At 51.0% G+C, this 21776-nt stretch carries 19 protein-coding genes, 1 tRNA gene and 1 riboswitch; of the genes, 11 read left to right on the top strand and 9 right to left on the bottom strand.

Annotated features, from left to right (window positions below; translation table 11 throughout):
* Nucleotides 1–4: 4 nt before the first annotated feature.
* The 4 genes from BLR00_RS13460 to BLR00_RS13445 form a co-directional block, all read right to left on the bottom strand.
* Entirely contained in the window at nt 5–1495 is a 1491-nt protein-coding gene (locus BLR00_RS13460) for a HAMP domain-containing methyl-accepting chemotaxis protein (protein WP_074633543.1), read from the bottom strand.
* 104 nt (nt 1496–1599) lie between these two features.
* Complete coding sequence (locus BLR00_RS13455; protein WP_074633540.1) at nt 1600–2223, bottom strand: chemotaxis protein CheW; 624 nt, start codon at nt 2221–2223, stop codon at nt 1600–1602.
* 34 nt (nt 2224–2257) lie between these two features.
* Nucleotides 2258–3748, bottom strand: coding sequence for a CheR family methyltransferase (locus BLR00_RS13450; RefSeq protein ID WP_074633537.1), 1491 nt, complete (start codon nt 3746–3748; stop codon nt 2258–2260).
* A gap of 8 nt (nt 3749–3756) precedes the next feature.
* Nucleotides 3757–4209, bottom strand: a complete 453-nt coding sequence (locus tag BLR00_RS13445; RefSeq protein ID WP_074633534.1) for a chemotaxis protein CheW — start codon at nt 4207–4209, stop codon at nt 3757–3759.
* A gap of 608 nt (nt 4210–4817) precedes the next feature.
* On the opposite strand from BLR00_RS13445, the gene BLR00_RS13440 reads away from it, so the two are divergent.
* The gene (locus BLR00_RS13440; protein ID WP_074633532.1) at nt 4818–5627 is read left to right on the top strand and encodes a dienelactone hydrolase family protein; all 810 of its coding nucleotides are present in this window, start codon (nt 4818–4820) and stop codon (nt 5625–5627) included.
* A 37-nt stretch (nt 5628–5664) separates the two neighbouring features.
* Here BLR00_RS13440 and BLR00_RS13435 read toward each other — a convergent pair whose 3' ends face one another.
* Entirely contained in the window at nt 5665–6237 is a 573-nt protein-coding gene (locus BLR00_RS13435) for a DUF2325 domain-containing protein (protein ID WP_176759984.1), read from the bottom strand.
* 361 nt (nt 6238–6598) lie between these two features.
* On the opposite strand from BLR00_RS13435, the gene BLR00_RS13430 reads away from it, so the two are divergent.
* Nucleotides 6599–7102, top strand: coding sequence for a hypothetical protein (locus BLR00_RS13430; protein WP_074633527.1), 504 nt, complete (start codon nt 6599–6601; stop codon nt 7100–7102).
* Nucleotides 7103–7751: 649 nt separating this feature from the next.
* Nucleotides 7752–8726 carry a sensor domain-containing protein gene (locus BLR00_RS13425; protein ID WP_074633525.1) on the top strand — a complete coding sequence of 325 codons (975 nt, stop codon included), beginning with the start codon at nt 7752–7754 and terminating at the stop codon, nt 8724–8726.
* Between the two features lie 225 nt (nt 8727–8951).
* On the opposite strand, the gene BLR00_RS13420 is transcribed toward BLR00_RS13425, so the two are convergent.
* Nucleotides 8952–9043 (bottom strand) — tRNA-Ser (locus BLR00_RS13420).
* Between the two features lie 169 nt (nt 9044–9212).
* Here BLR00_RS13420 and BLR00_RS13415 point away from each other — a divergent pair.
* Nucleotides 9213–9740, top strand: a complete 528-nt coding sequence (locus BLR00_RS13415; protein WP_074633522.1) for an adenine phosphoribosyltransferase — start codon at nt 9213–9215, stop codon at nt 9738–9740.
* Between the two features lie 71 nt (nt 9741–9811).
* Here BLR00_RS13415 and BLR00_RS13410 read toward each other — a convergent pair whose 3' ends face one another.
* Complete coding sequence (locus BLR00_RS13410; protein WP_256324137.1) at nt 9812–11221, bottom strand: alginate export family protein; 1410 nt, start codon at nt 11219–11221, stop codon at nt 9812–9814.
* Here BLR00_RS13410 and BLR00_RS17110 point away from each other — a divergent pair.
* A complete protein-coding gene (locus BLR00_RS17110) occupies nt 11211–11537 on the top strand; it encodes a hypothetical protein (protein ID WP_256324154.1) in 327 nt (108 codons plus the stop codon). The two genes, BLR00_RS13410 and BLR00_RS17110, sit on opposite strands and share 11 nt — an antisense overlap.
* A 170-nt stretch (nt 11538–11707) precedes the next feature.
* Here BLR00_RS17110 and rnk read toward each other — a convergent pair whose 3' ends face one another.
* A complete protein-coding gene (gene rnk, locus BLR00_RS13405; RefSeq protein ID WP_074634322.1) occupies nt 11708–12121 on the bottom strand; it encodes a nucleoside diphosphate kinase regulator in 414 nt (137 codons plus the stop codon).
* 408 nt (nt 12122–12529) lie between these two features.
* Between rnk and BLR00_RS13400 the strand changes: the two genes are divergently transcribed.
* The 6 genes from BLR00_RS13400 to BLR00_RS13375 all read left to right on the top strand — a co-directional run bounded on the left by BLR00_RS13400 (nt 12530) and on the right by BLR00_RS13375 (nt 20670).
* The gene (locus tag BLR00_RS13400) at nt 12530–13228 is read left to right on the top strand and encodes an O-methyltransferase (RefSeq protein ID WP_074633520.1); all 699 of its coding nucleotides are present in this window, start codon (nt 12530–12532) and stop codon (nt 13226–13228) included.
* Nucleotides 13229–13397: 169 nt separating this feature from the next.
* Nucleotides 13398–14735, top strand: a complete 1338-nt coding sequence (gene bioA / locus BLR00_RS13395; protein ID WP_074633517.1) for an adenosylmethionine--8-amino-7-oxononanoate transaminase — start codon at nt 13398–13400, stop codon at nt 14733–14735.
* Nucleotides 14736–14972: 237 nt separating this feature from the next.
* Nucleotides 14973–15078, top strand: a riboswitch (guanidine-I (ykkC/yxkD leader).
* Between the two features lie 209 nt (nt 15079–15287).
* Entirely contained in the window at nt 15288–16760 is a 1473-nt protein-coding gene (locus BLR00_RS13390; RefSeq protein WP_074633514.1) for an APC family permease, read from the top strand.
* 77 nt (nt 16761–16837) lie between these two features.
* Entirely contained in the window at nt 16838–17587 is a 750-nt protein-coding gene (locus BLR00_RS13385) for an urea amidolyase associated protein UAAP1 (protein ID WP_074633511.1), read from the top strand.
* Nucleotides 17584–18243: an urea amidolyase associated protein UAAP2 gene (locus BLR00_RS13380; protein ID WP_074633508.1), complete on the top strand. Its 660-nt coding sequence runs from the start codon at nt 17584–17586 to the stop codon at nt 18241–18243. Before BLR00_RS13385 ends, BLR00_RS13380 begins: the two co-directional genes overlap by 4 nt.
* Nucleotides 18244–18327: 84 nt before the next feature.
* Nucleotides 18328–20670: a 5-oxoprolinase/urea amidolyase family protein gene (locus BLR00_RS13375; RefSeq protein WP_371130407.1), complete on the top strand. Its 2343-nt coding sequence runs from the start codon at nt 18328–18330 to the stop codon at nt 20668–20670.
* 199 nt (nt 20671–20869) lie between these two features.
* Here BLR00_RS13375 and bioC read toward each other — a convergent pair whose 3' ends face one another.
* Entirely contained in the window at nt 20870–21775 is a 906-nt protein-coding gene (gene bioC, locus BLR00_RS13370; RefSeq protein ID WP_074633503.1) for a malonyl-ACP O-methyltransferase BioC, read from the bottom strand.
* Nucleotide 21776: the final 1 nt, after the last annotated feature.

The following is a 21776-nucleotide window of genomic DNA, read 5'->3' as shown; positions in this document are numbered from 1 at the left end:
AATTTTATTTTGCTCTCGCTATCGGGACGGGCTCACTCCCTACCAAAGCGCCTAGTCTCCCGCCCATCTCATACAGGCTCTGCGCCGCGAGTTCCGCCTGCCGGGTGCCTGCTACGTTCTGCTCGCTCGCCTGCTTGATGTTATTCATAGCCAGCACTACCTGATCCATGCCAACCATTTGCTGCTGACTGGAAGCGGCGATCTGGGTGGCTGCCTGTGCCGCCTCATTGATACTTGCCGATAACATGCGGATGGCTTCGTCGGTTTCGGTGGACTGTTTTACGCCAGCCTCTACCGCTTTGTTGCCCTGCTCGGTAGCGAGTACCGCAACGTTCGTTGCTTTCTGAATGTCGCCCAGAATCGTGCGCACCTGACCGGTCGCCTGCCTGGATTGTTCGGCGAGGCTTCTGATCTCCTGCGCCACTACGCCGAAGCTCTTGCCTTGTTCTCCGGCCCGGGTTGCCTCAATGGCAGCGTTTACCGCAAGCAGATTCGATTGCTCTGCCAGGTCATTGACGGTTGCAATGATCTCGCCGATGGCGTGGCTCTGCTCAGATAATTGCACGATGCTCTCGGCGATGGATTCCATTTGTTCCTGGATGCGGCGCATCCCATGAATAGCTTCCTCCACCGATTTGCGGCCGGCCTGGGAAACGTTCGAAGCTTTTTGCGCGCTATCGGAAACATATCTTGCCTTTTGATTTGCAAGCTGCGCGGTTTGTTTGACCTCTTCGACGGTAGCAGTAGTTTCGCTTACGGCGGCCGCAGTCTCGGCTGCTCCCGAGGCCACTTGCGTGGTAGTGGCAAGAATTTCGGCTGAAGACGCCGATAATTGAACGATGCTTTCCCGCAGTTCACGAGTGATGGTGCGGCTGAGATGGACTCCGCTTGCCAAGCCGGCGAGAAAGGCAAACAGCGAGACGGCCGCCAGTATCCACGTAAGGAGCCTGACTTCCTCTGTAAGACGAACTCTTGCTTTATCCAGCATCTTGGATTTCCGGCCATGGAATTCCGCGGCTTTATCGATGAGCGCGAAGCTAAGAGGACGAAAATGATTGATAGCATAGGCGGTGGCCTCCTCCATTTTATCCTCCAGTGCAAGGCGGACGGTTTCATGCTCAGCTTGCTCGAGTTTCTCCTGGAAAGATTCAAATTCCTTGATAAATTCGAGTCCTTGTTCATGTCCTTCTGTAGTGCTCATTAGCAGACGCATTTTTGCCAGGGTTTGCTTGAATAGGCGATCGTTGGCTTGCAGAAGAGTCCGATTCAGCTTCCGGAGTTCCGGGAAAAGTAAAGTACCTCGTACATAGGTTTGCTGAGCAAATGCAACGGTCCGAAGCTCGTTGGCACCTTCCAGCAATCGTTCGTCCACGTTCAAGAAGCGGTCGTATGTGGCCTGTGTCTGATTGAGCGCATTAAAGGAAACCCCTGTTACGAGCGCGAGCATTGCCAGTACGATTGCATACCCGCCGATGATTTTCTTGCTGATGGTCATGGTTTGATCCCTTAAAAACACCGTCTTGCCGTGTATCTCGAAATCGAGAAACTACCGCGCATGCTTACATTTTTTGCGTATGTACTTTTCATTTATCCCTCTCTCTACTCGGCTACTTGGTCCTGCACGTTAATACTTTCATCCATCAGAAGTTTTTCCGCATCAAGCACTACCAGCCGCTCAGGCGTTATCCCCGCCAGGTAGGTTCTGCGGACGCCCGTAAGGGTGGGCAGGGACGGCTGGAGGTCGGCCAATAAAATACGGCGTACGCTGGTGACGGTGTCAGCCAGGATGCCGAAAAGTATTTTTCCGGATTGCAGTACGATAATCCTGTGGAGGTCGGTCAGGCCTCTTTCCGGCAATTCGAAAAGCTTCCTGAGATCAATGACCGGGAGTATCGCGCCGCGCAAGTTGACGATACCGAGCAAAAAAGCCGGCGTGCAAGGCAGTGGTGTCAGGTTCTCCAGAGCAGCAACCTGACGGACGTAGCGTGTTTCAATCGCATATTGTTCATAGGCAAGCGTGAATTCCATGACCTCAATGTCTTCATCGAGGGTCTCGTCCAGCGTGGATTCCTGCGCCAGCGCCAGCGCTCTTGCCCGCAGGATTCGCTGTGTCTCTTCGGTAGTTGGCGCCCAGATACGTTCGATAGTGGTGCGCGCGGTCGCCAGGCGCTGCTCGATCTCGCGGAAGTTGACGGGCGCCGGTTTTCTCTTTTCTTGCGACATGGATGCCTTGGTTTTTCGTTTGATTTTCTTTTTTTCAAATTTCCGGGGTCGAGCGCGAGAGGCTGGTGCGCACGGATGTAATAATTTCGGTAAGCCGTCCAGCGGTCAGTCCGCCCGCTTCCAGAGGAAGTTCATCGTGGGGGTGTGCATGCAATAGCGCCAATGCATTGTCGAAATGCCTTTCCGCCTCGCGATGCCGGCCTTGCGACAGACACAGGTTGCCCAACGCGAAGTGGGCGAGCACAAAGTTTGGATCAAGATAAAGTGTGCGCATCAGCGACTGTGCTGCAATTTCGCCTTGCCCCAGTTCCTGATGTATTGTTGCCAGGAGATAATGAGCTGCCGGATTGAGTTTGTTGGCAGCGATTGCTTTTTCACACCATTTAATGGCCTCGGTGAGCTCCCCCAGATTGGCATGGGAACGGGCTGTGCGACAGAGCGCATCAAGGCCATGGTGCTCTGGATCGATTCCGGTATGCTGCACGTTTTGGGGTTGAACGGACGCACTTGTTACCACTGACAATGCCTCCGTCGAGACATGTTTCAGCGAAAAGGATATTTTCTCATCCTGAAAAAAGGAAACTTGCGTCAACGCTGGCGCTGGCATGCATGATGCACTGGGTGACGAGTCGGGCATCGTGGCTGAGTACTCCGCCACGCTTGTCTGCGATTCCTGTTTTTTGGTCTTTTGATAGAGAATCGCTTGGGGGAATGGAGTGGCCTTGAACTGAGAGAACAGGCTGCTTGAGCTTTCCACGGGACTTACGATGAGCCATCCGCCATTGACAAGTGACCGGTGGAAGTTTTGTCCAATTTTCTGTACCCATTCCGGACTGAAGTACATCAGCACATTGCGGCAAAAGATCACGTCCATCGCATGGGTATCATTGGTAAGCGAAGGATAGGCGTCTTCGGCAAGATTAAGATAGGAAAAAGTCACCCGTTTACGAATGTGCGGCAATATTTCGAATTGCCCTTTTTTTCTTTGTTTGAAATATCGCTCCTTGATCCAGACCGGCGTTTCGCGAAATGACCACTCGCTATAAAGCCCTTCGGCAGCCTTTTGCAGAAACACCGGGTTAATGTCGGTAGCCAGGATGGTCGCATTCCATTTTTCGGAATGCCCGATCAGCCGATCAAGCAGCATTGCGATCGAATAGGGCTCCTCGCCTGTGCAGCAACCCGCGCTCCAGATACGCAATTGCCGGTTCGCATGTGCGCACGTGCGCATCAATTCTGGAAATATATGGTCCTCCAGTACGGTGAAACTTTTCTTCTCGCGGAAGAAATAGGTCTCGCCAACAGTCAGATGGGAAGCGAGTATCTCGACCTGTTTACGCGTCAGCGTTGCGGATAGAAGCTGTCGGACGCATGCTTCCGGGCTTCCCACTCCAAGCGCGGGCGTGGCGGCAATAATTCCGCGCTCGAGATCAGTCAGACGTTTTTCCGGGTAATACAAGCCCATCTGCGTAGAAAGCAATTCGCTTAGCTGGGACAACAGTGGATGGGGAACCGTGAATTGCATATTTGGCCTCAGGCGGTATCCAGTGCCAGATCCAAAGTGTTTTCTTCTTCCAGAGAAAGAAATTTATCCAGATTGTGGATCAGGATCAGCCCATCTTTAAATTTGATGATACCTTCGAGATACTCGAGTTCCGGAAAAACACTTTCCGCCGAGAGCCGGCTTTCCTCGGAGCATTCGAGAATTCCCGTAACCGCATCTACTACCAGCGCTACGGGGCGCCGTTTTGTATGTGCAAAAATAAGCAGGTCGTTCAGGGTGACTTCTCGTTTTGGCAACTTGAAACGCTGCCGGACATTAATGACAGGGACGATTTGGCCTTGTATATTGACTACGCCGAGCACGATGTCCGGTGCACTTGACAGCGGAGTGACATGGACCATACGCACCACTCTGTCCACCGCAGACAGATGCAGTGCATAGCGCTGACCATCCAGAATGAAAACAATATATTGATTGAACATTCTTGCCCGCATGAAAAAGGATAAGGTATAACCGCTTTACCAGCCATTTATGGCCGAAGAGTGCCGCGTGCCCCGTTTATCGAGTGCACGCAAGAAATATGACTTTTGTTTATCTATGATAGATGCCGCTTTTTTATTGCCACCCCATGGTGAAACAGATGTTCTCGAGATCGCTCAGTATTAAAAATCGGGTGAGAAGGGTGAGCGGCTCATGCTCAATACCCGTATCGCGAGCCGCTCCCCGACTTATCCGGATATTAAGACCTGCATATCCGGATTAATGGATCGCCACCATTGGCTGGCGATCCATTTTTACGCTATGCGGGGAACCCATACTTCCGTCGTTAGCGCTGGTTGATAATAGAAGTGATGAGACTACAAAACGGAAACTTTAAATAGCTGTAAAATCTTACAGGTGGGAAAACGAGATATCGGAGATATCGGCGATAGTCCTTTAATAATAAGGATTCGCAGGGGGCTGGGAGTCGGGGGAATATGCAGGGATCCCGGTATATTTTCCCGGTGACGATAAGGCATAAGCTTCGTAGCCGTTCATTCTAGTGGACGACCCACAGTGTTTAAATTCTTTGAGATGGATTTATCCAACTATGCAATCAAAGGTTACGATGAAGAATATTCTGCTATTTGCTACGTTGTTATTCGGCAGTTCGCTCGTGCAAGCCACCGTGCAAGGCAAGGAGGTAACCTATACCGCCGACGGTACCATTCTGAAAGGCTACATTGCCTATGACGACGCAATCAAGGGCAGGCGGCCTGGTATATTGGTGGTTCATGAATGGTGGGGTCACAACGACTATGCGCGCAAACGCGCGATGATGCTGGCGGAGATGGGGTATGTCGCACTGGCACTGGATATGTACGGTGATGGTAAGCAGGCTCACCATCCGGATGAGGCTGCAAGATTTTCGGCCGAGTTGGCTAAGAATTTGCCCTTGGCAAAAGTGCGCTTTGAATCGGCAATGAAGTTACTAAGGCACCAGAAGAATGTGGACGCCGAAAATATTGCCGCGCTGGGTTATTGCTTCGGTGGCAGCATGGCACTCCAAATGGCTCGCCTGGGTGAGGATTTGAAAGGTGTGGCGAGTTTTCACGGCGGATTGGCAACGGAAATGCCGGCGCAACCGGGCAAGGTGAAAGCGCAAATTATTTCCTTTACCGGCACCGATGATCCCATGATTCCGGCTGAGCAGGTGGTAGCGTTCAAGCAGGAAATGGACAGAGCTGGTGTCAATTACAAGGCAGTGACTTTTATTGGTGTCAAGCATAGCTTCACCGACCCAGCCGCAGATGAATATGGGCGCAAATTCAACCTGCCGCTCGCATATGATGCCGCTGCAGACAAGGCCTCATGGGATGAAACCAAAAGTTTCCTGGCAGATGTATTTGGATCGAAGTAATGCTGAACCGGTTCCAGTCTTGAATAGAGGCATGCGGTTAAAGCGTTGCAGCAGCCAGTATCTCCATACCCCTGCGGAACGTGGGTAAGCCAGACCGGTCCAGCATCGCACAGGGTTTGCCAAAACGCATGCAGTAACGTTTAACCGCAAAATAAATGGCATGGTTTACGCAATCCACTGGACAGATTACCGCATCGGCGCGGGTAAGCAACGTAGGGAGATAACTTATTTTTTCCTGGAGGTCGCCCCGGTATATTAAAAAGCATCCACCCGAGGTCTCGACGAGATGACGGTACGCAGGATATAAGGCGGCACGTCCTCCCACGCACAAGATACAAAGCCCGGCGAGACTGGAACGCCCGCAATCGGGTTCTTGCTCGTTACCCGAGACATGTTGTGGCGGAACAGCGGAGGCTCTTGCTTTGATCAGCGGTATCCACTGCTCAGTGTCTGTAACATGAATTTGACGATTGACTCGTTGATTCTCTACGAGGGCGATGCGATTCGTTAACCCTTGTTGCTTGCTCGTCGATTTCGGCTGTAAGTGTGCGTCCTTCCCGTCTGCCGGGTGATTATTCGTCGATGATCCTGTTTGTTTTATGAGACGCATATTTTTACGATCCTTAAAAAACCATCTAATCACATGGTCGAATTTTTCTTTCAGCATTTGTTGTAAGCGGTTATGGAGTGAGCCATGCCGCCGAGGTCGATCTAAAGTTGATCTTTGTAGCGGATAATCAGACATGGTATTCCCAATCTATTCGTAGTCATGCGCGATGTATATATGATAATGAGAACTATTCTCAGTATAATTAATATATAAATAATTGCAATACCAAATAGAAAATATTTCCTTATGCCTCTCATGGATCACTACAAGATCAAGCCACGCTTATGGCTCAGTTAACCATTTTTTACCTGGTTCTCGCGGAATGCGGAACACGTGACATAATCATGATATTTCCATCAACATGATTACCAAAATGCGCGTAGATATACTGCAGGGTGAGTTGGGTAGTTACGTGAAGCCAATGCTGGGAATGATTATGTTTCTTACGGCGGGTGTGAGCGAACCATCAATAGATCCCCCAACGATGGTAGCAAATGCGAAGCGCGTTTCCGGCAAGTGGATCGGAAACTATGAATGTTTTCAGGGGCCAACTGGCGTTACCTTGACACTTGCCGGCAAAAAAAATGGCACGGTAGAGGGTAATTTTTTGTTCTATCCAACGTCATCAAATCCTAAGACGGCTACAGGACGTTTCGTAGTTACCGGTTCTTATTATTCCGACGGCTCCCTAATTCTGGGTAACGGTGCATGGGTTGAAAAACCGGAAGGGTATATAACGGTGAGCCTGAAAGGAAAAATCAATTCAGGATTTGATACATTTACGGGGGTAGTGCCTGAGTGCTTCAATGCCGGATTCAGCTTAAAAAGAACAATTGGAATTCATTACGACAAGAACCTCAATTAAAGAGAAGCGGTAACACTGGATAAGAATATATTTTTAATAAAATTCAATAATTGAATTCAATGAAATCTGATCTGACAACCGTATCAGTCAAATCGGGTAACCTGTCAGATAAAGTCGCGACACCTACGATTCAAACCGATCACCCAAACCAGCTATGGATTTCAGATTTCACGTATGTATCAACGTGGCAGGGTTGGCGTATGTGGCCTTTGTCATCGACGTATTTGCCTGGAATGGGTATCCCCGTTTAACCACCACACGAACCTATCGGTTATATTCCATCGGCTGAAGCTGAGGTAAACTATTATCGGCAACTGGCCGAGAAGACCGCGGTAGACATCTAACTTAAACTAAACAGCCTCTATGAAACCCGGGGCGATTCGGTCCAGACCCTGTTGACTGAGTGCCTGTCGGGGACGTGGGCGGCAACGGGGACCGCGATGTAGCGTACGCTGTAAAGAAGTTGTAGCCTAAGGATTCCATCATAATAAAAGTGCGGGCTTTATTCATACGTAAAAAATAAGTTCCAACCACTGATCAAAAAGATCCATGCTTGACTTTAGGTAATCACCCTGCTTAGCAACCGAATTTTTATGGATCCTGATATAACGATTCCAGCTACGACGATAATCGCCACAATAGATAAAGAATGATCCCACATTTCCAGTTCTTTGATGACGCACAAAAAATTCAGGTATTAATAGATATCTTGCCTATCGCTATTTTTATAAAGGATGCCGAAAGTAAGTTCTTGGCGATGAACAAAGCTTGCGAAGCACAATGGGGCATCAATTTCTCAGACCTGCGTGGAACGGATGCTAGTCAGGTCTTTCCGCCTGAGCAGATGAAACAATTTCTCGCCAAGGATCAAGAAGTATTTATGGTGGGTAGCCAAATTGATTTTGAAGAAACAATCTGGAATGTCGCGCTTGGGCAAAATCGCCTTGGTCATACCTTCAAGAAGCCTATTTATGACGCATCTGGAAAGCCACTGTATTTGATTTGCATGACCATCGATATCACCGAGCGTAAGCAATCGGAGAAGCGCATTATTGAGATGGCGACTCATGATGGGTTGACTGGTTTACCTAATAGGAATTTATTGCGGGACCGCATCATGCAAGCGATCGCCCATGACCGCCGCAGCGAGAAACAAGCAGCGGTACTGTTTATTGACTTGGATTATTTCAAGACCATCAATGATTCCCTGGGGCATGATATGGGTGATCTGCTGCTGCAGGACGTTGCAGCAAGGCTTAGCGCCATCGTACGTGGTGAAGACACGGTCGCGCGCCGGGGTGGGGACGAATTCATTGTGCTGTTACCGAATATAGGCGGTGCTCAGGATGCGGAGGTGGTGGCGCAGAAGATACTGGACGGATTGATCCAGCCTTTTCTGATCGATAGCAGGGAACTACATATCGGCGGTAGCGTGGGTATTGCCCTGTTCCCATCCGATGGAGAAGACGTGGAAACGTTGCTGAAAAACAGTGATATCGCCATGTACCATGCCAAGGAGAATGGGCGCAATAACTACCAGTTCTTTGCGCCAGAAATGGACAGACGGGCAACAGACCGGCTCACTCTGCAAGAGAAATTTGCGCCATGCAGTGGAGCGCAATGAGGCGCTACTGCATTTCCATCGATCGTTGACATGCCCGGCGGTAAGCTGATGAGTATAGAAGTGTCGCTGCGGTGACAGCATCAGCAACTAGGATTGATTCTCCGACCAGGTTTACTTCACTGGCTGAAAAGAACGGATTGATCGTGCCGATCTAAGAATGGGTTCTACACCAATCGTGCTTGCAAAGTATGGCGTGGAAATCCATTTCGAGTTTATTTGCATATGTGGCGGAGAGAGAGGGATTCGAACCCTCGGTACGGTTGAAGCCGTACGCACGCTTTCCAGGCGTGTACCTTAAACCACTCGGCCATCTCTCCCGCTGATGCAATTTCCCGCCGGAACCCCGGCAGGGGCGCAAAGAATAAACCAGAACGGCGTTTCCAGCAACTTTTCCGGCACTATTGTGGAAAATCCCCTATCATTCGCATCGCTAATGACTGAGTATTCGACAGTTCCAGGAATTGAAACCAGAAACAGGATCTTCTCATGCAAATTAAATCACGTATTCGCACCATCGCGCATTATCCTCATGAGGGCATCATGTTTCGGGATATCACCACACTGCTCAAGGATCCGGTGGGGTTACGCACCACTATTCAGGAAATCAGTAACCGCTATAAAACATTAAAAATTGATAAGGTTGCGGGTATCGAATCACGTGGTTTCATCATCGGCGCGCCGGTTGCTTACGAGCTTGGTTTGGGCTTTGTGCCGATACGCAAAAAAGGTAAGTTGCCTGCCGAGACACGCGGACGCGATTATCAACTGGAATACGGCAGCGATCGTATCGAGATTCATTTGGATGCGATTCAGAGAGGTGATCGCGTGTTACTGATCGATGATCTTATCGCTACCGGTGGTACGGCAGAGGCCGCCGCTGCGTTGATACAGGAAATGGGCGGAGAAGTGGTGGAATGCTGTTTCGTCATCGACCTGCCCGATGTTGGCGGCAGGTCTCGTCTGGAGATCCAAGGTTTCAAGGTATTCGCGTTATGCGAGTTTGCCGGGGATTGATCAGGGTAAGGCCGGATCAGAAATCTCACACGAAAACCTTATTTTCCTCACCCATCGATTCCTGATGCCTGTCAGAACCGCATATTGTATTGGACATAGAAGAGATCGGGGGAGACACCCGGAGCGGTGGCTTTGAGGAAATTGCCGGCAAAGAGTTTCGAATAGCCGACCAGGATATCCTGTTGGCGGTTGACGTGGATATTGAAACGGAAGTCGATTTCATCGCCGACGTAACCGCCCGCCTGGCCGGTGACATCGCGCAGGGTGGCGGCGCCGGCGGCGTTGTACAGAAAGTCCTGCTTGTTGGCCAGATAGAAGCGGTGGTACTGGGCGGTAAAGGTGGCCCAGGGCTGGGGATGCAGATTGATCTGGGCATTGAAATCATGGATATTCTGGCGGCCCACGCGGTCGATCCAGCCCAGATAATAGTTCCCGAAAGGGAAGAGCTGGTTGAAGGTATTGCGCGCGCCGTCATTGGGATTCTTGTCGCCGGAGGCAAAGTCATAGCGCAGCCAGAACTGGGGATTCATGGGCGCCCCCTTGAAATGATAGCCGGCGCCGGAGGCGACCGCGAAGGCCGAGATATCCTGATTCGAGTACTGGCCGAACTGGTACATGCCCTCCAACTCATAGAGGAACTGATTGTAGTCGCCGGCCAGGCGCCCGCCAAGCGTATGCGTGTTCGAATTGCCCATGAGGCCGTTGCTGCCGATCGCCCGGTTGCGATTATCATCCAGGCTCAGGAAATACATATCGACCAGCTGGCCTTTCATGGGCTTGTAGGTGCCCCATAAACCGAAGAACTCCTGCTTCGTATCCCAATTATCGAAGTGGCTCTGTTGCGTAATCATCGGCCGCACCCAGAAAGCGTCCAGATCAAAAGTAGGCGTGCGCCAGAAGGCCTTGGCGCCCTGGAAGGTGCGCCGCGTATTCACCCAGTCCAGGGTGGAAATCAATCGCTGCGACCCGTAGAGCAATTCCTGGCGGCCGACGCGCAGATAAACGGGACCCTCCTTGACATTCGCCAGCTTGATATCCGCAAACAGATTCAGCATATCCGTGTGATTGACATCGGTGGCGGCGGGTGTCAAGGCCTGACCGAAGGTGCGGGCATCCAGAAACTCGGCGAAGATCCGGACCTTGTCCTGATACCAGAAGTCGGCGTGGAAGCGGCTGCGCATCATGTGGTAATTATCGCTGGTGTTGGTCAAGCGGGCATCGGATTCACGCATGTAGCGGTACCAGAAGCTGCCGCCGAAAGACAGCAGGAAATCCTCCCCCATGTGGATGCGCTTAAGGGGATCGAACAGATCCTTTTCATACCCCGGCTTCTCCATATAGCGGTAATCGATCTCGAAGGCGGGGGTGGTCATGAGGGCATAGGGTGCGTTGGGCGCAACCGGCGGGGCTTGACGCTCATTGCCGGTGACCACATCCCAGAGTGAATAGTATCCCGGGCCGGTTGGCGGGATGGAAAACATACCGGGGCGCGGCGGCGCGGTGACGGGAGGCGCTTTTGACCAATCGAATGGGGCGCCTGCCGTGGGAGTTGCGGGTGCCGCAGCCGGAGCCGCTGGCGTTCCGGCGGCGTTGGCGGCGGGAGCGGGATCCGCCGCGAAAACATGGCACGCCAGTCCCAACGTTCCCGCACCCAGGCACCATTTCAAAAGTGATCCGGGGTTGCGTGCCGGAAATGTCCTGGGTTTGGCAGCGCTTATTCCTTGGGAAATCAGGGGACGGAGTAGATTCATGGCGGAGGTTCCTGTGGATCCGGGTGAAAAATGCCCGCAACTATAGCAGAATCATGCCCACTTTTGAACAGTGGGCATTGTCCAATCACGCCGATTATATCTGCCATTGTGTATAGCCAGATTCACCCACTAGCGCTTCATTGAAGTCTGTTTCACTCATTATTGTTTCGTTTTCTTTTCAGAGGCGCCGATATCTGGCGCTCAGTGGAAATATTTCTAACGGTAAAATTTTCCTTCACGCTCCGGCTGGGAGACGATTTCCACGATCCGTACCTTTATCGTGCCTCCGCCCGGGCGAGGCCACTCTATTTCATCCCCGGTGGATAGACCGAGGAGAGCGCTGCCCACGGGGGCGAGAATGGAGATTTTGTCTCCGGTGCCGTCTACATCTTTTGGATAAACCAGGGTCAGGCAAAAATCTTCACCCGAAGAATCGATGCTGAAGCGGACGGTTGAATTCATGGTGACCACCGATGGTGGTATCTGCTCGGACTCGACAATTTCGGCACGGTCCAGCTCGGCTCGCAGTGCCGCCCTGCCGGGAAACGCATTTTCCGGAAGCGATTCAAGCAAAGCTTCAAGCCGGTCCAGATCTTGAGACGTCAGTACAATTTGCGGTCCATTACTCATTTTTACCCTCGTTTCAAATTTAATTAAATTCAGATAGTTTCCGGGGAACGACATCATAGGCGAGCGCTCTGACGTGCGAAGGCCGGAGCCGTGTAGTGCATTGAATTTCCTGCTGATTCGTTCAACCGGCGTTGCACCCATTAAGGCGCTCGGCACCCGGCTAGGCAGTTTCGATCAGTATAGCCCGTGGTTAGAAGTGTAGCTAACCCGATCGAAGCGAAAGAAAGGTAATTTTACACCAAACAGCGTCAATATTACCATGGCATCACCAGGGTATTAATTCGATACTCATGCCAAGATACGCATGTTGGGGGTACACGGCTTGTGTTTGACCCATCATCGTGATGGGCGTACAGTTGGGCACAACGAAATATTCAGCCTGGCTTTGTTTTTTTTGGAGAGAAGATTATGGCTACCATGCAATCACCCACTATTGTGAATCCCACCGTATTGATTCCGGTCAATCCGGCAATCGAAGATTATATGCGCAGCCTCGTAGGCCAAACGGATCATTCGGTGCTGACAGAAATGGAAGCGGTAGCGAAGGAAAATAATTTCCCCATCGTCGGCCGTTTAGTAGGGGTGTTTCTTGAAACATTGGCGAAGACAGCCAACGCTAAACGTATATTCGAGTTTGGCAGCGGCTACGGTTATTCCGCCTATTGGTTTGCAAAAGCGGTGGGTGCGGATGGGCAGGTAATTTGTACTGATGGAGATCCTCTGAACAAGGAGAAAGCAGAGCAATATCTCGGTTCCGCAGGTTTGTCGGATAGAGTTGATTTTCGCGCCGGACTCGCGCAGGAGATATTTACACAGACCGAAGGGTTATTCGATATCTGTTACAACGACGTCGACAAGGGGGATTATCCCGAGGTCTGGCAAATGGCTAAAGACCGCATTCGTCCGGGCGGTCTTTACATCGCTGATAATGTGCTTTGGCATGGACGTGTGGCGGTGGAAAAATATGTTGATATTGTACCCGGCTGGACTGAAGCAATTCTTGAGCACAACCGGCTTATTTTTAATGATCCTGAATTTGACGCTTTTATCAACCCGACGCGTGATGGTGTTGTCGTGGCGCGAAAAAAATCCCCAGGGCAAAGTTAATGTGATCAGAAATATAATCAAGAATTCTTGGGTTCTTCCTGATTTACAGCCTTCTCATTAGCTTCCAGGTTCAATAATTATTCACTGACGCAAGAGTTTGTGAGTGATCTGAGACAAGCTCTCAAACGCTCAATTACGTTAAATTCCTATAGCCACTGGTAAATATCCTATGTCTGGCATCGATTCTGAAATTCTACCGTCATTAGTCTCCTTTCAGGAGCGCAGCCGAAAAGCAATCTGGCACCCCTGCACCCAGATGAAGCAGCACGAAATGCTGCCGCTCGTTCCCATCGCCCGAGGCGAAGGCGTGTGGCTTTACGGCTTCGAAGGTGAACGCTACCTCGATGCCATTGGTTCCTGGTGGGTCAATCTGTTTGGTCACATCAATCCGCGCATCAATGCCGCCATCCATGATCAACTCGATAAACTGGAACATGTCATGCTGGCGGGTTTCACGCATGAACCGGTGATAGAGCTATCAGAGCGCTTGAGCAAACTCGTGCCGGGCAATCTCGGCCATTGCTTTTACAGCAGTGATGGCGCATCGGCGATAGAAATTGCATTGAAAATGAGTTTTCATTACTGGCACAACAGCGGTCACCCGGAAAAGAATAGTTTTGTCAGCCTGCAAAACGACTATCACGGTGAAACACTAGGCACGCTGTCGGTAACCGATGTAGCGCTGTTCAGGGATACCTACGCTCCGCTATTGCGCCACAGCGCGCATGTTCTTACCCCGGATTGGCGCTATGCAACTGCGGGAGAATCTGCCCGTGATTATGCGCGTCGTGCTGCGGCTGCGCTCGAAGCGCATCTCTCGCAGCATCATACCGAAACCGCAGCACTTATTGTCGAGCCGCTCGTGCAGGGAGCGGTGGGCATGGGCATGTATCATTCCGATTATCTTAAGCTTGCAAGACAGATATGTGACAAGTACCAGGTACATCTCATTGCTGACGAAATCGCCGTCGGCTTTGGCAGGACCGGGACGATGTTCGCCTGCGAGCAAGCGAATATCGTCCCGGACTTTTTATGCCTGGCAAAAGGCTTGAGCGGCGGCTATCTGCCGTTATCCGTGGTGATGACCACCGACAGGATTTATCAAGCTTTTTATCACGATGAAACCAAACGCGGCTTCCTGCATTCCCATACCCATGCAGGCAATGCGCTCGCCTGTCGTGCCGCACTGGCTACACTGGATATTTTCGAGCAGGACAACATCATTGAAGCCAACCGTGTTAAAGCAAGCTATCTCAATCATGCGGCACAGCCGATCGCATCCCATCCCAAGGTCAATAATTTCCGTAATTGCGGAATGATCTGGGCATTCGAAGTGGAAACCCGTGATCCTGATTTTTCCGGAAAATTCTTCCAGGCGGCACTTGCGCAGGAGTTGGTGTTACGCCCATTGGGAAACACAGTCTATTTCATGCCGCCGTATATCATTAACGAGCAGGAAATGGATTTGCTGGTAGCGGGAACCTTGCGGGCACTTGATTCATTTTGAAATACGATGATATTACAAGTGTTGAAATCCCTATAACGATTCCATTTTATGGATGGAATTTGTTTACAATTTTTTTGCTATTCAAGAATAAATTAGTGTTGCTTTTTATGATCAGATGTGTACAATTTCTTCCATGTGCAGTTGAAAAGGTCTGACAACTGGGTATTCGAGTATAATATCAACCGCTTTTTTTGCAATTTTGCGGTCAAATTAGTAAGACCAAAGCAGTAGATTGATGTAAGGAGAAACTAGGGTTCCGGTTTCCGTAGCAGGAAATGTCTGGTCCGAGAGTTTCCGGCTTCGTTATGACGAGGCTCCACGGAGGGATAAAAGCCCGGGAGAATGTATATTTAAATACATCGCTCTTGGAATTTGATCCGCCGATTAAGGAGACTTCGTCATGCACTTCCTTTCTGGATTTTCCCATCTTGTCGTGATCATCGATAAGCTTCGGAGGCTACCTGTAGCCTCCTCAGGAGCTTATGTCGCTATAAAAATAGTTGTGGACGGCTGGCAGCCTCATGTCGCGACCTGTGGTTTGGGGAGGGCATCATGCCAATAAACCAAAGTCAGAATAGCTTTACTTCTGATAACGGAGCGACAAAGCCCCACGCACTCAAGCGCACCATGAGTGTCTGGAACTGCTTTACGCTTGGCTTTTCAGTCGTGTCACCTGTCGTCGGGCTTTACGCCATCTTCGGTGTGCAGAATTTAGTGACGGGGGGTGGCTGGATTTCTGCCCTGGCCTTGTGCCTGGTAATGCAAATGATGGTGGCGGCAGTCTACGCCGAGCTTTCTTCGCAATTCCCCATCGCAGGCGGTGCTTACAAATGGGCGCGGCAGCTTATAGGGCCGCGAACCGGTCAGTATGCCGGGGTCATTTACGTTAGTTCCACGATCGCTATGCTGACTACAACCGCCTATACCGGCGGTATGTGGCTTTCCGCTGTTTTTATCGGTGGTAACGTACAGGGTCCGACCGCGGTGCTATCGGGCGCTGCGTTCCTGCTGATCTGTACGATGGTCAATCTGGTTGATCAGAGTATCTTCAAGGTGATCAATTTACTCGGTGTCTGTGCAGAGGTGATTGGATCAATATGCGTAGCACTGGTTTTGTTTTTCTTCTTCCGAGTCCATCCGGTCTCCGAATTGTTTCAGCATCTGGGTACGGGATTGGCTCCCACCGACATTGCTGCTTTTCTGGCCGCTGTGGCCATTGCGGGTTGGGCTTTCATCGGTTTTGATGCCTGTTCCACTATTGCCGAAGAAGCTCATAACCCCGAGAGAATGATCCCGCGTGCGATTTTCCTCTCCTTGTGCGCCGTGGGAACCGTGGTTCTCTTCAATTCTTCTTCGCTGATGCTGTCCGTCGAACATGACGTCCTGGTGGAAGCCAGCGCTACGTCCGATCCCATCTCGCCCATTATTACCAGCACCATCGGAGCTTGGGCCGCAAAACCTTTCTTGGCCATTGTGATGATTGCCTTCCTTTCCTGTGGATCTTCAGTGGTTAATTACGTTTCACGCATCGTATTCTCAATGGCGCGTGAAGGGAACATGCCGGCTCACCTCAGTCATGTGACAAGACATAAAATTCCGCGGAACGCCATTCTTACGACCATATCGCTGTCCGGGCTCGGATTGCTTTTCGGGTTAAATGATGGAGCGGTTGCCACCATAATCGCTTTCGGTACGGGAGGACTATACGCGATGTTTTCCATGACGACGGGCGTCGGATTATATGCCCGTCTTACCGGCCGGTGGAATCCCGCATTGGGTGCATTGAAGCTGGGTAACTGGGGACTGGCGATAAATGCAGTTGCCTTTGTTTGGGCCGTGTTTGAACTTATCAATATCGCATGGCCGCGTGAATATGTGGTGGCAGCCGGGGCGCCCTGGTGGCAGCTCTGGGCAGTCCCCCTGGTATTGGGCAGCATCCTGGGCGTAACCACGTTGCATATACTGATAAATAATAAGTACCGAAGCACAAAAAATGAAACCCAAAAAGCGTCGCAGCAGGTGTAAAGCAGGAGGAGGATGGTTTGTTATGCATCAGATGCCAGATGATTAATGAGCAATTTATTATGACAAGGAGAATGAATATGAACCAACCCAACGCATGTTTATGGAAAGAAAGCATCCCTGGTGGTTGCCACTGGTCTGGCATCGTGCGCCGGGGTACGACACTCCGCCTGGTGGATGTGGCAGGCGGGGCGAATGCTGCAGTGCTCTTTTACAATATGGAAGAAAAATTGGAGCGCTACAACATGGCTGATACGCTGAAGACGCAGCATACATTCCGCCTGACTAAAGGCCATGCCTGCCATTCCGATATGGGACGCATTTTCTGCTGTATCAGCGAAGATACCGCAGGCTGGCATGACACTGTATGCGGCATGAGCGATGCCGACTTGATACGCCAGAAATATGGTATCGGGCGGTACCAGGAGCTTCGTAATGGCATGTTCCGTAGTGGACTTGATGGCATGCTGATTGAACTGGGAAAGTGGGGGCTGGGTAGGCGCGACGTGGTATCCAATATTAATTTTTTCAGCAAGGTCACTGCTAATTCATCCGGAGAACTGGAATTTCATGCCGGTAGCAGCAAGGCGGGCGATTATGTGGACTTGAGTTTCGAGATGGATACATTGGTAGTGCTGTCCACCGCCCCTCATCCTCTCGATCCGGCGGAAACTTACCATCCCGGAGCAATAAGTCTGACCGCTTTTGCGACGTCCTCTAAGGCTCCTGGCGATCATCGCTGGGGACCATCGGAATGTACACGCATCGCCGAGAATGCTCGCGGTCTACAAAATACCCAACGTTTATATGCTTGTGGAGGTGCAGCATGAGTGCGCAAAATCTTGTTGAAAGCAAATTAAATCCCGACCTGGCCGTGATGGACGAAATTTGCGCGGCGGGCGATCCATGGGTCAAAGTGGTCAAGAAAGACCAGGTATTCCGTATCGTCGATCTGGAGGGTAATCAGGCGGTGGATACCCTCTTCTATAGTGCCAGCGATGCAATGGAGCGCTACAGCGCAACCGATACGGTTCGCCGCCAGAATAAATTATACCTGACCACGGGTAGTAAATTATATTCCAATTTCGGCAATACCATGCTCACTATAGTTGCCGATACATGCGGACGGCATGACACCGTGGGCGGGGCCTGCGCTGCGGAGAGCAATACCGTGCGCTACGCGCTCGACAAATATCCAATGCACAGTTGTCGCGACAGCTTCCTTCATGCGCTGGCGCACGATCCTATTTGCGAAAGTCTCGGCATGAGTAAGCGCGATATTCCCAGCAACATCAATTTCTTTATGAATGTACCTGTATCGGAAGACGGCGGACTGGATTTTGCGGATGGTGTTTCCGCGCCTGGCAAGTACGTTGAGATGAAGGCCGAGATGGATGTTGTGGTACTTATTTCCAACTGTCCGCAACTGAACAATCCATGCAATGCCTACAATCCCACTCCGATCCGATTATTGGTTTGGGATTAATCTGGACGACACGCGAAACAGTGTGCCGTTAAATGACATCTGAATAGACTGGCAGGATAAGCTGCCTTAACCTGGCGGGAGACTCTGCCAAAAAAGGGGAAAAATATGTTTGAGAAAATGCCGGATACGAATATAAATATTGCACATACTATTGATGTGCTTGATCCTCCTAGCATACAAACCACGATACAGGATTTTCCTGGCCGGTTGGGGTACTGGAATATCGGTGTGCCCCCGTCTGGTCCGATGGATAGTCTTGCGTTCCGGTTGGCCAACCGTCTGGTTGATAACATGGAAGGGCAGGCTGCGATGGAGATCACATTTGGCGGCCCCACCCTGCGCATCAATTGCGACAGCGTGATCGCGGTGACTGGTGCGCCCATTCAGGTGAGTCTAGACGGCAAGCCATTGGCGCAATGGCAGTCACATCAGGTGAAAGCCGGTGCGCTATTAAAGTTCGGCGATATTATGAAATATGGTTGTCGTGCCTATCTAGCAGTTCAAGGTGGCTTCCAGGTTCCGGATTATCTTGGCAGTAAATCCACTTTCATGCTGGGCCAATTTGGTGGTCATGAGGGACGCACTTTGCGGCCGGGCGATGTACTGCATATTGTGGCGGCCAAAAGTCATACACCTCGTAGTCTTGCGAAGGAGTTGATCCCTGAATACACGAATAACTGGGAGATCGGCGTACTGTATGGTCCCCATGGGGCGCCGGATTTTTTTACTGATGGTGATGTGAGCAATTTCTTCGCTTCCGACTGGAAAGTGAGCCATAATTCTGATCGTACAGGAGTGCGTTTGATCGGCCCCAAGCCAAAATGGGCCCGCACCGATGGAGGTGAAGCCGGGCTTCACCCATCCAATATTCATGACGTGGCTTACTCTATTGGCGCGGTCGATTTTACCGGCGACCTGCCTGTGATCCTCGGGCCGGATGGTCCCAGTCTGGGTGGCTTTGTTTGCCTGGCGACCTTGGCTCATGCCGAGCTATGGAAAATGGGCCAACTCAGGCCCGGTGACAATGTGCGTTTTCATCAGATATCGGTCACCGAGGCACAAGCGCTTGAAATATCGCAGGATGCAATAATTCAGGATTTCCGTTTATTGAAAATGCCGCCAGCAGCGGCGGTTGCAGGAATGGCCAGTCCAATCCTTCATACCATTCCTGAGAGCGCTCAGCAGACACGAGTGCTGTATCGACAAGGCGGTGACAAAAACATGTTGGTTGAGTATGGGCCGCTGGTGCTCGATTTCAATCTCCGCTTTCGCATACATGCTCTCATGGTATGGCTCCAGCAAGCCATTGATGCAGGCCGCCTGAAAGGAATCGTGGATATGACTCCGGGAATCCGGTCGTTGCATATTCATTTTGACTCGAAATTGTTGCCACGCGACACGCTGCTGGAGAGTCTTATTTCCGCAGAAAAAGAGCTGCCTGCCATTGAGGAAATGGAGGTACCCACGCGTATTGTGCATCTTCCATTGTCATGGAATGATCCGTCGGTACAATTGGCGATGAAGAAATATATGCAATCGGTACGGAAGGATGCGCCATGGAATCCGGACAATATAGAGTTCATTCGTCGCATCAACGGACTGGACAGCATTGAGGATGTGAAACGCATTGTATTCGAGGCGAGCTACTTGATAATGGGCTTAGGCGACGTCTATCTCGGCGCTCCACTTGGGGCTCCGTTAGATCCACGACATCGCCTGGTCACCACTAAGTACAATCCGGCGCGCACCTGGACGCCGGAGAATGCCGTGGGGATAGGCGGAGCTTATATGTGCGTATATGGCATGGAGAGCCCCGGCGGTTATCAACTCGTTGGCCGCACTGTGCAAATGTGGAATAGTCATAATCAGACGAAAGATTTCAAGGATGGCAAGCCCTGGCTGCTGCGCTTCTTTGATCAGGTTCGCTTCTATCCCGTGACTGAGGACGAGCTAATTCAAATGCGCAAGGATTTCGTTAGCGGGAACTTTAGTTTGCGTGTTGAAGAAAGTAGTTTTAGCTTAAAACAATACAATAATTTCCTGAAAGAAAATGCTACCGCAATCGACGCCTTTAAAACCAAGCAGAAAGCTGCATATGTAGCTGAGCGTGAACGCTGGAATGCAGGGGGTCAGGCAAATTATACAACCAGCGAAAGTGCGCAGGATGATGCGAGTACTCCGCCGAGCCAGGTGGATCTACCAGCGGGTACTCAAGCTGTCAGCACGCAGGTCACTGGCGTGGTATGGAAGCTCCTGGTCCAGGAGGGGCAGCACGTCGCCGCAGGAAGTCCAGCAGTAGTGGTGGAATCGATGAAGATGGAATTTACGGTAGATGTGCCGGTCAGCGGCACTGTGCGGCAGTTATTTTGCAGGGAAGGCGGGCGGGTCTCCGCCGGACAAATTCTACTGGTGATTCAGAAGGATTGAGTATGGGATGGGGTTGCTCCTGGATGGAACCAGCCCTTTTCCATTTTACCCGAGAGTGATAGTTTGTACATTTCAGCCAGAATAGATGGCGTGTCTTTATTGCGGCGAAGGCATGGAGCATCGCGCAGCTGAAGAGGTTCTTGCTTACGCTCGTGCCGGTTCCAGTAACGAAATACCTTTTGCCATACGAACCGCTCTGTCATGCAAGGCCGAGTTGCCGCCTGAGTTCAGGCGTAACAATCGCCGTCGTTCGCGGTTTCGGTTTCCAGGCATGTCCGTAAACCACCTCAAAGGTTGCAGGCAATTTTCCGGATGTGCGAGCCATCTCATAATGGTTTATCGCTTTTTGCCATGTGGTTTTTCCGGTTAATCCATGCCGCCTGCCCTGAGTGACATTATGAGCACCTATCGCCTTAAGATCCCGCATTACACTTATCACATCGTCGTAGGTCAGCGTAATATATTCCATATCCATGACAGGTGTGGCAAAGCCGTTGTGTACCAGCATGTCGCCGATGTCATGCATATCGGTAAAGCGATTGACGTGGCTGTAATCGTCTGCGCCGCGGAAAGCCTGGCGCAATTCCTTTAATGTATCAGGACCGAAAGTGCTGAACATGAATAAACCATCGGTTTGCAATACGCGGTGCACCTCGGCAAACGTCTGCTTAACATCATTGCACCATTGCAGTGCCAGATTTGACCAGATCAGTCCCGCACAGGAATCTTTAAGCGGCAGTTGCTCCATGTCGCCGCATACATAGCTTGTCCGATTCCCATGCTGAGATCCTCCAATCGACAATAGTTGTTTCCACCATGAGACTTCGGGGCGCGCCTGAAGGTGCATGGCCGGCACAATATCGAGTGCCATCACCCTGGCAGCAGGGTAGCGCATGACCAGTTTCCGTGTACCGTAGCCGGTGCCGCTGCCAGCATCGAGAACTACATTGGGCGTATATTTAATATATTCGAGGCGCGACAGCATCCGGTCGCACACCTCTCGTTGCAGTATCGCCGCCCGGTCGTAACTTCCTGCTGCCCGTCCGAAGGCATTGCGCACCTGGCGCTTGTCAATGGTATGGTCGTAGGTCACGTTATTGGCCATG

This window comes from Nitrosospira multiformis (genome assembly GCF_900103165.1).
GTDB lineage: Bacteria > Pseudomonadota > Gammaproteobacteria > Burkholderiales > Nitrosomonadaceae > Nitrosospira > Nitrosospira multiformis_D.
Note: the sequence above shows the minus strand (reverse complement) of the source record. Positions and strands in the feature narration are given on the sequence as shown.

Bases quoted from the DNA above. Each gene is read 5' to 3' on its own strand.
- BLR00_RS13460 (WP_074633543.1), bottom strand. From the start codon at position 1,495: ATGACCATCAGCAAGAAAATCATCGGCGGGTATGCAATCGTACTGGCA.
- BLR00_RS13455 (WP_074633540.1), bottom strand. From the start codon at position 2,223: ATGTCGCAAGAAAAGAGAAAACCGGCGCCCGTCAACTTCCGCGAGATC.
- BLR00_RS13450 (WP_074633537.1), bottom strand. From the start codon at position 3,748: ATGCAATTCACGGTTCCCCATCCACTGTTGTCCCAGCTAAGCGAATTG.
- BLR00_RS13445 (WP_074633534.1), bottom strand. From the start codon at position 4,209: ATGTTCAATCAATATATTGTTTTCATTCTGGATGGTCAGCGCTATGCA.
- BLR00_RS13440 (WP_074633532.1), top strand. From the start codon at position 4,818: ATGCAATCAAAGGTTACGATGAAGAATATTCTGCTATTTGCTACGTTG.
- BLR00_RS13435 (WP_176759984.1), bottom strand. From the start codon at position 6,237: ATGCGTCTCATAAAACAAACAGGATCATCGACGAATAATCACCCGGCA.
- BLR00_RS13430 (WP_074633527.1), top strand. From the start codon at position 6,599: ATGATTACCAAAATGCGCGTAGATATACTGCAGGGTGAGTTGGGTAGT.
- BLR00_RS13425 (WP_074633525.1), top strand. From the start codon at position 7,752: ATGATCCCACATTTCCAGTTCTTTGATGACGCACAAAAAATTCAGGTA.
- BLR00_RS13415 (WP_074633522.1), top strand. From the start codon at position 9,213: ATGCAAATTAAATCACGTATTCGCACCATCGCGCATTATCCTCATGAG.
- BLR00_RS17110 (WP_256324154.1), top strand. From the start codon at position 11,211: ATGGAAAACATACCGGGGCGCGGCGGCGCGGTGACGGGAGGCGCTTTT.
- BLR00_RS13410 (WP_256324137.1), bottom strand. From the start codon at position 11,221: ATGTTTTCCATCCCGCCAACCGGCCCGGGATACTATTCACTCTGGGAT.
- rnk (WP_074634322.1), bottom strand. From the start codon at position 12,121: ATGAGTAATGGACCGCAAATTGTACTGACGTCTCAAGATCTGGACCGG.
- BLR00_RS13400 (WP_074633520.1), top strand. From the start codon at position 12,530: ATGGCTACCATGCAATCACCCACTATTGTGAATCCCACCGTATTGATT.
- bioA (WP_074633517.1), top strand. From the start codon at position 13,398: ATGTCTGGCATCGATTCTGAAATTCTACCGTCATTAGTCTCCTTTCAG.
- BLR00_RS13390 (WP_074633514.1), top strand. From the start codon at position 15,288: ATGCCAATAAACCAAAGTCAGAATAGCTTTACTTCTGATAACGGAGCG.
- BLR00_RS13385 (WP_074633511.1), top strand. From the start codon at position 16,838: ATGAACCAACCCAACGCATGTTTATGGAAAGAAAGCATCCCTGGTGGT.
- BLR00_RS13380 (WP_074633508.1), top strand. From the start codon at position 17,584: ATGAGTGCGCAAAATCTTGTTGAAAGCAAATTAAATCCCGACCTGGCC.
- bioC (WP_074633503.1), bottom strand. From the start codon at position 21,775: ATGGCCAATAACGTGACCTACGACCATACCATTGACAAGCGCCAGGTG.